The 12,046-nt window shown below is 68.3% G+C and carries 16 protein-coding genes; 5 read left to right on the top strand and 11 right to left on the bottom strand.

The features are described 5' to 3' along the window. Window positions 1-58: 58 nt before the first annotated feature. Entirely contained in the window at window positions 59-511 is a 453-nt protein-coding gene (locus J6U32_RS04645; protein WP_208793751.1) for a hypothetical protein, read from the top strand. A gap of 40 nt (window positions 512-551) precedes the next feature. Here J6U32_RS04645 and J6U32_RS04640 read toward each other — a convergent pair whose 3' ends face one another. Then, a complete protein-coding gene (locus tag J6U32_RS04640) occupies window positions 552-1,226 on the bottom strand; it encodes a hypothetical protein (RefSeq protein WP_006369304.1) in 675 nt (224 codons plus the stop codon). Between the two features lie 44 nt (window positions 1,227-1,270). On the opposite strand from J6U32_RS04640, the gene J6U32_RS04635 reads away from it, so the two are divergent. Then, on the top strand, window positions 1,271-1,840 hold the full coding sequence (locus J6U32_RS04635) for a YdeI/OmpD-associated family protein (RefSeq protein WP_208793750.1): 570 nt from the start codon (window positions 1,271-1,273) through the stop codon (window positions 1,838-1,840). Window positions 1,841-1,844: 4 nt separating this feature from the next. Here the strand turns inward: J6U32_RS04635 and J6U32_RS04630 are convergent, their stop codons facing one another. The 5 genes from J6U32_RS04630 to rnhA all read right to left on the bottom strand — a co-directional run bounded on the left by J6U32_RS04630 (window position 1,845) and on the right by rnhA (window position 5,793). Next, entirely contained in the window at window positions 1,845-2,636 is a 792-nt protein-coding gene (locus J6U32_RS04630; protein WP_208793749.1) for an SDR family oxidoreductase, read from the bottom strand. 155 nt (window positions 2,637-2,791) lie between these two features. After that, window positions 2,792-3,772 (bottom strand): aldo/keto reductase, encoded by a 981-nt coding sequence (locus J6U32_RS04625; RefSeq protein ID WP_208793748.1) that lies wholly within the window; start codon window positions 3,770-3,772, stop codon window positions 2,792-2,794. Further along, entirely contained in the window at window positions 3,769-4,236 is a 468-nt protein-coding gene (locus J6U32_RS04620; protein ID WP_208793747.1) for a MerR family transcriptional regulator, read from the bottom strand. The genes J6U32_RS04625 and J6U32_RS04620 overlap by 4 nt, the downstream gene beginning before the upstream one ends. A 166-nt stretch (window positions 4,237-4,402) precedes the next feature. Further along, the gene (locus J6U32_RS04615) at window positions 4,403-5,317 is read right to left on the bottom strand and encodes a D-isomer specific 2-hydroxyacid dehydrogenase family protein (RefSeq protein WP_208793746.1); all 915 of its coding nucleotides are present in this window, start codon (window positions 5,315-5,317) and stop codon (window positions 4,403-4,405) included. After that, window positions 5,314-5,793, bottom strand: coding sequence for a ribonuclease HI (gene rnhA / locus J6U32_RS04610; protein ID WP_208793745.1), 480 nt, complete (start codon window positions 5,791-5,793; stop codon window positions 5,314-5,316). The genes J6U32_RS04615 and rnhA overlap by 4 nt, the downstream gene beginning before the upstream one ends. A 54-nt stretch (window positions 5,794-5,847) precedes the next feature. Between rnhA and J6U32_RS04605 the strand changes: the two genes are divergently transcribed. Further along, entirely contained in the window at window positions 5,848-6,624 is a 777-nt protein-coding gene (locus J6U32_RS04605; protein ID WP_208793744.1) for a methyltransferase domain-containing protein, read from the top strand. 5 nt (window positions 6,625-6,629) lie between these two features. Here J6U32_RS04605 and J6U32_RS04600 read toward each other — a convergent pair whose 3' ends face one another. Next, window positions 6,630-7,895 (bottom strand): citrate synthase, encoded by a 1,266-nt coding sequence (locus tag J6U32_RS04600; RefSeq protein ID WP_208793743.1) that lies wholly within the window; start codon window positions 7,893-7,895, stop codon window positions 6,630-6,632. Between the two features lie 98 nt (window positions 7,896-7,993). Between J6U32_RS04600 and J6U32_RS04595 the strand changes: the two genes are divergently transcribed. Together J6U32_RS04595 and J6U32_RS04590 are read left to right on the top strand one after the other, a co-directional pair. Then, entirely contained in the window at window positions 7,994-9,142 is a 1,149-nt protein-coding gene (locus J6U32_RS04595; protein WP_208793742.1) for a citrate/2-methylcitrate synthase, read from the top strand. 4 nt (window positions 9,143-9,146) lie between these two features. Then, window positions 9,147-9,674, top strand: a complete 528-nt coding sequence (locus J6U32_RS04590; protein ID WP_208793741.1) for a DUF1697 domain-containing protein — start codon at window positions 9,147-9,149, stop codon at window positions 9,672-9,674. 39 nt (window positions 9,675-9,713) lie between these two features. Here J6U32_RS04590 and J6U32_RS04585 read toward each other — a convergent pair whose 3' ends face one another. The 4 genes from J6U32_RS04585 to J6U32_RS04570 all read right to left on the bottom strand — a co-directional run bounded on the left by J6U32_RS04585 (window position 9,714) and on the right by J6U32_RS04570 (window position 11,981). Further along, the gene (locus tag J6U32_RS04585) at window positions 9,714-10,196 is read right to left on the bottom strand and encodes a hypothetical protein (protein ID WP_208793740.1); all 483 of its coding nucleotides are present in this window, start codon (window positions 10,194-10,196) and stop codon (window positions 9,714-9,716) included. 65 nt (window positions 10,197-10,261) lie between these two features. Next, entirely contained in the window at window positions 10,262-10,768 is a 507-nt protein-coding gene (locus J6U32_RS04580) for a MarR family winged helix-turn-helix transcriptional regulator (RefSeq protein WP_208793739.1), read from the bottom strand. A gap of 30 nt (window positions 10,769-10,798) precedes the next feature. Then, on the bottom strand, window positions 10,799-11,557 hold the full coding sequence (locus J6U32_RS04575; RefSeq protein WP_208793738.1) for a hypothetical protein: 759 nt from the start codon (window positions 11,555-11,557) through the stop codon (window positions 10,799-10,801). 7 nt (window positions 11,558-11,564) lie between these two features. Continuing rightward, window positions 11,565-11,981 (bottom strand): CoA-binding protein, encoded by a 417-nt coding sequence (locus tag J6U32_RS04570; RefSeq protein WP_208793737.1) that lies wholly within the window; start codon window positions 11,979-11,981, stop codon window positions 11,565-11,567. Between the last annotated feature and the right edge of the window lie 65 nt (window positions 11,982-12,046).

Below are 12,046 nucleotides of genomic sequence, written 5' to 3'. Positions count from 1 at the left end.
ACAGGATCATCACCGCCGCAACGGATGCGGCGATCCGAAAGACCGAGATGGGGTTTTCATGAAGATTCGTCTGGTGACCATGGGCGTGGGTGGGGCCGCGGTGCTCGCCGCGGTGTTGACGGGCTGCTCGTCGACCGACAGCTCGTCGACGCCGACCAACGCCGCCGCCACGTCCTCGTCGGCGTCGTCGACCTCCACCACCGCGGGCTCGACCCGTGCCACCGAGATGGCGGCATTCGACAAGTGCATGGCCAACAACGGCGTCACCATGCCGGCGCACAACGGGATGCGGCGACGGTCCGAGGACGGGACGCCGCCGTCGGGTGCACCGGCCGGAGCGCCCTCGGGTGCGCCCGGCCAGGCACCCGAGAGCGGTTCGGGCGGCGGTACTCCCCCGGCTCGTCAGCACACCATGACGGCGCCCCCGGGGGTCGATCAGGCCACCTGGACCAAGGCCCTGGCCGCGTGTAAGTCGCTGGAACCGACCCGGCGTACCCAGCCGACCTCGTGACCGACCGGCTGCGGGGCCCATCCGGGGTCCCGCGGCCCGGTCAGGATTGGCCGCGCTCCAATTCGCCTGCAATGCCGCGTTCGAGTTGTTCGGCGGCCGGCGTTGGCACGTCGATGAGGCCGTCGAGCTCGGCTCGAGCCTTGCGGTAGGCGGCCTGCCGCTCGGCCGGGGTGGCTGCGGCGTCGGCGGCGACGGAGATGAGTTTGCGTGCGCGGTCCAGGGATTCGCGCTCGATGGGCGAGAAGTCCGATTGTTTGCGGCGTCGCGCCTCACGCTCGGCGGCGTCGAAGGACGCGGCATAGACACCGACGGCGTCGCGGTACTCGGCGAAGGTCTCCGGATCGAGGGTTTCACCGGGTGCGGGTCGCATGTCGTCGGCGCGCACCTTGGCCTGATGAAAGGCCAGGGTGAGCGGTTCACGCATGTCGATGAGCATCGGGAACTCGATGAGCGTCGCGAGGTCGAGTTCGTAGGCGAACCATTTCTCGTTGATCTCGTCGTGTCGTTTGAGAACCTTCGTCACCTGGGCCTTGTCGGCACGGGTGCTGCGCAGTTCCTCGGCCTTGGCGGTCGCCTTGATGCGCGCGAGTTCGATCTTGTCGCGTCGGCGCTTCTCGTTGTATCGGGCGACGTGGTTGGCCCAGCCGCCGACGATGCCGCCGACCGGGAAGATCAGCCACCAGTAGTCGCCCGCGAAGTGGAGGAATTGGTCCACGTCACAACCTTACCGGGCTATCGCACTGTGGATAGGGTGAGTGGATGGCCGACCCCGACGCCCCGGAACTGCTCGTCGAGCACATCGACGCGTGGCGGGAGTGGCTCGCCGGGCATCACGCGTCGGCGTCCGGGGTGTGGCTTGTGTTCTGGCGCAAAGAATCCGGCCACGAACCCCTTGACTATGACGACGCCGTCCGGGAGGCGTTGTGTTGGGGGTGGATCGATGGGGTCACCCGCACGATCGACGCGCATCGTCGTGGCATGTGGTTCACCCGGCGCGGACGCGGCAGCGCGTGGGCGGCGTCGAACAAACAACGGGTCGCCGAGCTCATCGACTCCGGCCGGATGCAGCCACCCGGCCTGGCCGTCATCGACGACGCGAAGGCACGCGGCCTGTGGAACCTGCTCGACGACGCCGAGGCCGGCGTCGAGCATCCCGACCTGACGGTCGCGCTGGATGCGAACCCGACGGCTCGCGCCCACTGGGACGCGTTCCCGCCGGGGGCACGCAAGGCCGCCCTCACCCAGATCGCCATGGCACGCAAACCCGAGACGAAGGCGCGTCGGATCACCGTCATCGTCGAGAAGGCCGCCCGCGACGAACGGCCGTGAAGCCTTACAGATCCGGAATCGGCAGGTCGAGGTTGGGTGTGACGATGCCGCCGTCGACCTCGATGATCTTGCCGGTCAGGTACGCGCCGGCGGGCGAGGCGAGATACACCGCGGCCGCGGCGACGTCGGCGGGGTCGCCGAGTCGGTGGAGGGGCGTCGCACCCTCGATGGTGGTGCGCATGGTCTCGTCGGCGGCGACGATGTCGAGGGCCGAGGTGAGGATCGCCCCGGGCGCGATGCCGTTGACGCGGATGCGCGGATTGAGGTCCGTCGCCGCGAGCCGGGTGTAGTGGGCCAGCGCGGCCTTCGCCGTGCCGTAGGCGGCATAGGCGCGCCCCGGTGTGCGGCCCACCGCCGAGGTGATGTTGATGATCGAGCCGCCGTCGGCGTTGGCCAGCAGATGCGGCACCGACGCCCGCACCAGCGCGTGTGCGCCGGTCACGTTGAACGTGAACGCGTCGGTGAGGTGGTGGGGTTTGGTGTCGAGCAGCGGCCGTGGGAGCGCCCCGCCGACGTTGTTGACGACGGTGTCGAGGCGGCCGAACTCGTCGATCGCCGCCTGCGCCAGGGCGGCGACGGTGTCGGGGTCGGCGAGATCGGCGGCCACGACGTGCGCCCGCCGACCCCGCGCGGCCACCTCGTCGGCGACGGCGTCGAGCTGCTCGGCGGTGCGTGCGCTGATCAGCACGTCGGCGCCCGCCTCGGCGAAGCCGATGGCGATCGCCGCACCGAGTCCGCGGCCCGCGCCGGTGACGATGGCAACGGTGTCGGTCATCCGGAACCTGTCGAGTATCACGACTCGACAATGCCACAGAACTAGAACGTGTTCTAGTGATTGGTGGAGCGGGTGACGTTCTTCCTCGGGAGTTTCGTTCGTCCCCCGGCAATTGCTGAGGGACGAACGAAATGCTTCAGGAAGAACATTCCTCCCCTACCTTTTTGCCCGCTTGATCAGGCCGACGCACCGGCCACCCAACTCATGTCGGGATAACGTTCTCCCGCCGGACGCAACGCCGAGAGGCGATCGAGTTGCTCGGCGGTGAGCGTCACCGACAGCGCGCCGATGTTCTCGTCGAGGTAGGTGCGGCGCTTGGTGCCCGGGATCGGTACGACGTCGTCGCCCTGGGCGAGCAGCCAGGCCAGCGCGACCTGCCCGGCTGTCGCGTCGACTTCGCTTGCAACCGATCCGATCTCGTGGACGAGGGCGAGGTTGTGGTCGAGGTTCTCGGCCTGCCAGCGCGGCAAGGTGGCGCGAAAGTCACCCGCGCCGGGTGCGGCGGCGGCCGCCGAGCCGGTGAGCATGCCGCGACCGAGCGGACTGTAGGGCACCACGGTCACACCGAGTTCACGCGCCGCCGGTACGTCGGAGGTCTCGATGTCGCGGCTGAACAGCGACCACTCCGATTGCAGAGCGGCGATCGGATGCACGGCCGACGCTCGCCGGAGGGTGTCGGCGCCAGCCTCACTGAGGCCGAGTTCGCGGACCTTGCCCGCGGCCACGAGGTCGGCCATCGCGCCGACGGTCTCCTCGATCGGCCGGGTCGGGTCCACTCGGTGCAGGTAGTAGAGGTCGATGACGTCGACGCCCAGGCGCTGCAGCGACGCGTCGACACAGCGTCGGACGTAGTCGGGTGACCCGTCGACACCGCTGGGCAATCCGGTGTCGGGATCGGTGAGAATCCCGAACTTGGTGGCGAGGACGATCTCGTCGCGGCGATCGGCGAGCACCATCGACAGCAGCTTCTCGTTGGCGCCGCCACCGTACATGTCGGCGGTGTCGAGCAGGGTGATCCCGGTGTCGAGAGCGTGGTGCAGGGTGGCGAGTGCTTCGTCCTGGTCGGCCGGGCCGTAGGCGAAACTCATTCCCATACAGCCCAATCCGATGCCGGAGACCTCGAGGGAGCCGATGCGGCGGGGAGCGCGGGGGGTCATGGTTGGGTCCTTCCTCCATAGGTGGCGATCTTGTATTCGGTGGCCGCGAGGGACAGCGTCAGTTCGGCGATCTGTCTGCGGATGGTGTCGCGGTGTTCGAGCAACATGTCGAGGCGTTCATCGACGGTGTCGTCTCCGGCGTCGACGAGCTCGACGTAGTGCTGGAGATCTCGGATTGCCATGCCGGACAACCGCATCCGGGTCAAGAAGACGAGTCGGCGCATCGCGTCGGCGTCGTAGATCCGGTTGCCGACGGCGTCGCGGGGTACCTCGACGAGCCCGATGCGCTCGTAGTAGCGCAGGGTGTGCGGCGAGATGTCGAGCGCGTCGGCGGCCTGCGCGACGCTCATCGGTTCGGCGATCTCGTCGAGGCCAACGAGGGAGTGGATCACCTCCACCGACAGCGGTCCGTCGAGGCCGCCGAGCGCGTCGAGGGCCTTGCGCATCAGGTGTTCTGTGCTCATGGCAGCAACGCTAGGCCTTTGAGCGCGCTCGAAGGCAAGGCCGAACGCTGAACACTCTTCCGCGGGGTTTTCGTTCTTCCGGCGGAAATCTCTGGGGGAGGAACCGGAAAGTAGGGGAAGAACGGTCTTCCCCTACTCTTGGGCCTCTTGGGCCGCGGCCGGCGACTCAGTAGTCGCGGTCGGCCGACACCGTGGAGATCAACTCTTCCCCGGCGACGAACCGCCGGAGATTCTCAGCCACCCACGGCGCGAGTTCCCGCGTCAGCCCCGACGACGGGTTCGCGATGTGCGGGGTGATGATGCAGTTGGGCAACGACCACAGCGGGTCGTCGGCGGCCGGCGGCTCAGGATCGGTGACATCGAGTGCGGCACCGGCAATCTCACCACCGCGCAGTGCCCAATAGAGGGCTTGTTGATCAACGAGGGGCCCACGCGCGACATTGACGATCCAGCAGTGCGCCGGCAGCGCGGCCAGACTCTCGGCGTTGATCAGGTGGTGGGTTTCCGGCGTCGACGGCGCCGCGAGCACGACGTGGTCGGTGCGACGCCACACCTCGTCCATCCGCGACGACGGCAGCGTCTCGTCGGCGCCCTCGACCGGTCGGCCCGACCGGTTGACCGCGAGCACCCGCGCGCCACCGGCCTTGAGTCGCGGCGTCAGCGACGCACCGATTCCGCCCGCGCCCACGATCGCCACCGTCGCACCGCGCAACGTGCGCACCGCGGTGTCGATGGGTTCTTTGTCCCAGTGGTCGCGAATCGACGTGTGGATCTGTCGCAGCCCGGTGAGCAGCAGCGCCAGCGCGTGCTCGGCGACGTTCTCGGCGTAGAAGCCCGACGCGTTGGTCCAGGTCCGCTTGTCGTCGAGTACCCCGGCGTTGACGAACCCCTCGATCCCGGCCGTCTTGAGCGCCACCCACTCGACGGCGTCGGGCAGCGCGGGGAAGCCGTCGGGGTCGCCGAGCCAGACCAGCACCCGCGCCTCGTCGAGTCCGACGATTTCTCCGCCCGCCTCCTCGACGGCGGCGACGACGTGCTCGTCACGGGTCGGTTCGACGGCCACCGGCACCCGCGTGGTCACGAGCGCACCTGCGCGATCTCGCGGGCCGCCGAGGTCGCGAGGCGGTCGGCGATCTCGTTGTAGTGATCACCGTTGTGGCCCTTGACCCAGCGCCACTCCACCTGGTGCCGCTTCTCCTCGTCGATCAGACGCTTCCACAGGTCGGCGTTCTTCACCGGCTTCTTGTCGGCGGTCTTCCAGCCGTTGCGCTGCCAGCCGGCGACCCACTTCATGATGCCGTTGCGCACGTAGCTGGAGTCGGTGTAGAGGATCACCGTCGACGGCCGCTTCAGCGCGGCGAGGCCCTCGATCGCCGCCTGCAACTCCATCTTGTTGTTGGTGGTGTCGGGCGCCGAGCCGGAGATCTCCTTCTCGGTGCCCTTGTACCGCAACACCGCTCCCCATCCACCGGGACCCGGATTACCCAGGCAGGCGCCATCGGTGGAGATCTCCACGACATCGTCGGAACCGGGGGCCGTGTCAGGATCGTTCGCCATTCCTCCGAGATTACGAGACACGCAACGCTTGCACGAAACGACTAGGGTGGAGACATGCCTGTCTGGGATCCGACGCGCTATCTCCAGTTCGCCGACGCCCGCTCGCGACCATTTCTCGACCTCATCGCGCGCGTCCCGATCGAGCCCGCCACGATCATCGACCTCGGCTGCGGGCCCGGCCACCTCACCCGCTATCTGCGTGCACGCTGGCCCGACGCGCACATCCTCGGTATCGATTCGTCGGCGGAAATGATCGACGAGGCGCTGCGCTCCAATTCCGATCCCGACGCCAACTACGACGTCCACGACGTCACCACCTGGAAGCCGTACGAACCGGTCGACCTGATCGTCTCCAACGCGATGTTCCAATGGGTCCCCGACCAGTTCTCGGTGATCGGCGACCTCCTCGACCATCTGACGCCCGGCGGCGCCTTCGCCGTGCAGGTCCCCAACAACGCGAGTTCGGCCACCCACACGTTGCTCGACGAACTCTCCCGCGAGGAGCCCTACACCGAGCACCTGCACGATGTGCGGCGGCTGCCGACCACCGGTCCGCAGGAGTACCTGGAGTTCTTCGCCGACCGCGGCTACTCCGTCGACGCCTGGGAGACGACCTACCTGCACGTCCTCGACGGCGAGGACCCGGTGTTCGAGTGGATTTCCGGGACCGGCGCGCGTCCGTTCCTGCAAGGTCTGCCCGACGACCTCGTCGACGGCTTCACCGACGAGTACAAGGCGCGTCTGCGTGCGGCGTTCCCGTCGCGGCCCTGGGGGACGCCGCTGCCGTTCCGGCGGACCTTCGCCGTCGCCTCCCCGCAACCGCACATCTGAACTGCTCAGGTGGCGTGGCCCCCGCCCGGTCGCACCCCGGTGTAGACGCCCTCGGGGCGAAACCGTAGCCGCGGCGCCTGGTATTCCTCGAGCGCATGCGCGATCCAGCCCGCGATCCGTGCCAGTGCGAAGATCGTCTCGGCGGCGTCCGGACGCATCCGGTACCGCAACGCCAGTGCCGCCAGAGCCAGGTCGGAGTTGACGAAGGTCGACGGCCCGACGGCGTCGACGATGGCGGCGACCGCAGGCTGCACGCGTCGATCACCACCACCGCTGCGCGCCAGCATCTCCAGCAGAACCGTCGCCCGGGGATCGCTGGCCCGGTAGATCACGTGGCCGGTCCCGGGGATGTGGGTGTCTGCATAGAGGGCGTCGGCGATGGCCGCGGTCGGGTCGTCGAGGGCGTCGGCGAGGAATCGGTAGGCCAATGTGGTTGCGCCACCGTGCATCGGGCCGTCGAAGGCACCGAGTCCGGCGCCGACGACGGCGTAGACGCTGCCCCGTGCGCTGGCCGCGACCCGCGCGGCGACGGTGCCTGCGGCCAGGTCGTGGTCGGCGAGCGCGACCAGTGCGGCGTTGAGCACCTTGACCGCGCGTGGTGTCGCGGGTTCGTCGGTCAGGCGTGGCCACAGTCTTTGTGCCAGTGAACCTTCCGATTCCAATTCTTCTGTCGACGGCCCGGGGGCCAGTGCGTCGACGGCGGTGACGAGGACGCGGGTGGCCTTCTCGGTGACGGCTGCGGGTTCGATGTGATGGCGCAACGGGTCTCGAGCCCCGAGCAGGTCGACGGTGAGCCGGATCCGGTCCAGCCCGCGCGAGTTGGTTCCGGCGACACGTCGCACCGCCGCACCGATCCCCCGCGCGGGCGCGGCCTCATTCCCCCGCGCGGGCGCGGCCTCATTCCACGGTTCGCCCCAGAGCAATTGGGCGACATCCTCATAGCTCGTCGTGCGGGCGAGGTCGGCGACGTCGTGGCCACGATAGTGCAGCCGATCGTCGTGCAGATAGGTCAGCTGGGTGCGGATGCGTTCGGCGACGCCGGCCGGCGGCCGATGTCGCGAGCCCTGCAGGAGCCCGTCGACCTCGTCGACGGCGAACATACTGCCGTCGTATCCGGCGATGCGGGAACTGTGCAGGCGCCCGCGGCTGACGTAGGCGTAGACGGTGGAGAGCTTGACGCCCAACACCTTCGCGACCTGCTCGGTGGTCAGGTAGTCGCGCCCGTCGTGCCGGATGGGTGTCGGGAATCGGCGGGTGTGCGGGCGGGTCACACATTGATTGAATCAACATTGACCACACCGCTCAACCTCGCCACCCTGAGAGCACGGAGCCGCCGACGGAGCGGTCTCCAGCAGCGTCAGGAGTTGTGATGACCGAACCACTGATCGCCCCGCCGGGGCTACACGACCTCGTCGTCGCCGACACCGAGATCGGCGACGTGCGTGGCGCCGAGGGCTTCTACCACTACCGCCAGTACTCGGCGATCGAGTTGGCGCGCACCCGCTCATTCGAGGAGGTGTGGTTCCTGTTCCTGTACGGCCATCTGCCGAGTGCCGCCGAACTCGACGATTTCGTCGAGGTGGTGCACCGGATGTCGGTGCTGCCGCCCGAGGTCGGGGGCATCCTCACCACGGCGGCGCTGCTCGGTGGTGAGCGGGACTCGTTGTCGGGGCTGCGCACCGTGCTCTCGGCGGCGGGCAGCGCGACCGGGGTCCGGCCGCTCTGGGACAGCGATGACGAACAGCGCCGCACCGACGCCATTCGGGTGGCCGCCCTCACCCCGACGATCCTCGGTGCGCTCGCCCGCATCCGTGCCGGTGAGGAGCCGCTGCAGCCGCGCCGCGACCTGTCCGCGGCGGCCAACTGGCTGTACCTGATATCCGGTCGGGAGCCGACGCAGGAGCACGTGCGGGCCATCGAGCACTATCTGATCGCCACGATCGACCACGGTTTCAACGCATCGACGTTCACCGCCCGGGTCATCGCCTCCACCGGCGCCGACGTCGTCGCGGCGGTGTGCGGGGCCATCGGTTCGTTCTCGGGGCCGCTGCACGGTGGTGCACCCGATCGCGCACTCGATGCGCTGGACGAGATCGCCGCGTTCGGAGACCCCGCCGAGTGGGCCCGTCGTCAGATCGACGAGCACCGGCGCATCATGGGGTTCGGGCATGCCGTCTATCGCACTGCTGATCCGCGCGCAATGATGTTGCGGGACATTGCCGGTGAACTCGGCGGGCCCCTCGTCGAGCAGGCCATCGCCGCCGAGGCAGCCATCACCGAGGTCCTGGCACAGGCCCACCCCGATCAGCCGCGGTACGCCAACGTCGAGTTCTATGCCGGTGTGGTGATGGAGTGCTGCGGCGTGCCGCGGTCGATGTTCACGCCGACCTTCGCGGTCAGTCGGGTCGTGGGTTGGTGTGCGAACATCCTCGAGCAGGCCCGCTCTCGCAAGATCATCCGTCCCGCCGCACGGTATGTCGGTCCGCCCCCTGCCGAACCCGCCGCCGTGCCAGACTGATCGCATGGCACGACCGGTCTTTCTCATCCGCGCGATCAACGTCGGGGGCGCAAAACTACCGATGGCGGAATTGCGCGCCATGGCAACCGAACTCGGCGCCACCGATGTGACGACCCATATCGCGTCCGGCAATCTGATCTGCACACCACCCGACTCCGCCGACGACTTCGCACGTGCACTCGAGACCGCCATCGAGGAGCGCTTCGGCTTCTCCCGTGAGGTAATTGCCCGGTCGGCGACGCAACTCCGTGACGCACTCGAGGCCTACCCGTTCGAGGCAAGCGAAGAGAAGTTCGCGCATATCTATTTCCTGACCGGTGAACCCGACACCAACAAGGCAGAAGCCTTCGTGGCCAAGGACTTCGGCGCCGACGAACTAGCGCTCATCGGCACCGAACTGCACATCCACTACGCGGCGGGCGTCGCCGGGACCACGCTGAGCGTGCCGAAGATCGCCCGCGGACTCGGGGTGACGGGGACCGGCCGCAACCTGCGGACGGTGCGCACACTGGTCGATCTCGCCGAGGCCTGAACCCGGCGCCGCCGCTCAAACGCGCAGCAGTGCCACCGGTCAGACGCGCAGCAGCGCCGCGGTGACGGCTTCGATGTCCTCGCGTTGTTTCTCGAACGGCGCTTCCCACAGTTTGCGGGGCAGTTCCTCGAGTTGTTCGACCACACCCTCGAGCTGTTGCAGGCGGTCGGTCTTGTCGTCGCCGTCGAGATCGGCCGCCGCGATCAGCTGATCGTCGAGGGCGAAGACGGCGTCGTCGAGCCGGTTGCGGTCGGCCAGAGTCGCCTTGTCGTGCGGGATCGCCGGATTCTGGTGCACGTCGGCGATCGCGTACCGAACCCGCCGGTGCAGCAACGCCTCCGGTGAGGTTGCCGTCGTCCAGTTGTCGGGGGCGCGGCTCGGTTTGCCCGGGATCAGGTCGGTCGACCGCGCGAACGCCCGGACCCGCTTGTCGGAATCCCAGGCGAACCAGATCGCGCCGATCAGGATGAACAGTGCGACGAAAACGATGACGCCGATGACAACGATCGCGATGGCCGACATAGTGCGACCTTAGCCCAGTCCCGTCGCGACCCTGCGCGGCTGCGGCACCGGCAGGCGGGACCACGTCATGCGAGCGGCTCCGTCGCATGCGCGGCGCGGACCGCCGCGGCGTTGACGCGAGTGAGCACCCGGTGCAGGTCCTCGAGGTCGGCGAGGTCCACGCCGAGGGCGTCGACGACCGCCGGCGGGATCGACAGCGCCTGCTCGCGCAGCGCCCACGCGGTGTCGGTGAGGGCGATATCGACATTGCGTTCGTCGTCGTCACGGCGGCGACGTTCGATCAGCCCGTTGGTCTCCAGCCGCTTCAGTAGCGGTGAGAGCGTCGCCGAATCGAGTTGCAGCACCGCGCCGAGGTCCTTGACCGCGCGGGGCGAGGACTCCCACAGCGCGAGCATCACCAGGTATTGCGGGTGGGTCAGGCCGAGGGGCTCGAGCAGTCGGCGATAGATGCGCAGGACCGATCGGTTGGCGACGGCCAGGGCGAAACACACCTGTCGCTCCAGCAGCAACGGGTTCTCGCCGAGGTCCGGTCCGGCGACCACCTCCGGTTCGCCGATTGTCGCTTCCGCCATGTCCCTCCACCCGATGACTCCACTGATGCCTCACATGGTAGGCCCGGCGGCCGGGGGCGGTCCGCTCGACGGTTTGCCCGCCACCCAGTCCTCGATGGTCAGTCCCCACTTGCCGAAGCGATCGTCGAATCCGGCGGCGCGCGTGGCGGCCCGTGCCTTTTTGGCCGGTGAATAGTGACGGCCGGCCCACCGAGAGTGTGGTCGGGCCAGACGGATCGCGCCGATCCAGCCGACCGGCGGAATGAACGCGCCGACCGCGGCGGTCGAGTACTTGCCCTTCTCGACGCACACCAGGACACAGACGATGTGGATCGGCAGCACCACCAGCACGCCCCAATTCCCGTGCAGCTGCGCGTTGTCCGCGGCGGTGGTGTCGTCGAAGGGATTGACGCCCAATGCCAATAGCCCGAGAACAGCCGTGGTCAGCGACACCACCTGTACCGAGAGTTGGCCCTCGGTGCTCCAGTAGACGTCGCCGAGATGCAGGATCAAGGCGAACTCGTCGAGGACCAGGCTCGCGCCGACGCCGATGAGGACCGCGGCGATCAGCGCGCCCGGACGATGGCCGGCAACGGTCACCGACATCACCGCACCGACCAACAACAACACCAGCCCCGGCACGGCGTGGTGAATGTGCACGCCGCCGCGCACATTGTTGTGGAAGGGACCTCGGCCGGCGCGGATCAACCGCGTGATGGTGCGGGTGATGACAAAGGTCAGCAGGAACGCGAGGAACAGCAACGACAGCGGCAACCGGCCCGAATGCCAGAAGGTGTCGACGGCGCTCACGGCAGCGTCAGGCGCCCGCGGTGATCCCGGTGCGGCGCTGCTCGATGATGAGGCAACGGTCCTCGACGTAGAGCAGGCCGGCCGATTCGGCGATTTCCCTGGCCTCCTGTGAAGCGATACCCAACTGCAGCCAGAGTGCGGTGGCGCCGGCGGCCACGGCCTGCCGGGCGATCTCCGGGGTGTCGGCGGACGGGCGGAAGACGTCGACGAGACCGATGTGTTCGGGCACGTCGGCCAGCGTCGGGTACACCTGCTCCCCGACGATCTCGGTGGCGGTGGGATTGACCGGGATGATCCGCCATCCCTTCGACTTCATGTACTCCGGAACCTCGTTGGCGGCCTTGGTCGGATTCGCACTGGCCCCGACCACCGTGATGGTGTCGTAGGTGCGCAGGATCTGTTCGACAACCTCATCGGTGCTCATGGCGCCAGTTTAGGGCGTTTCGCCCCGGCGCCGAACGTAAGCTGTGATCCGGGGGCGGAGAAGGA

The sequence above is a fragment of the Gordonia polyisoprenivorans genome, assembly GCF_017654315.1.
GTDB lineage: Bacteria > Actinomycetota > Actinomycetes > Mycobacteriales > Mycobacteriaceae > Gordonia > Gordonia polyisoprenivorans_A.
The sequence above is the reverse complement of the archived record's forward strand: the minus strand, read 5'-3'. Positions and strand labels throughout refer to the sequence as shown.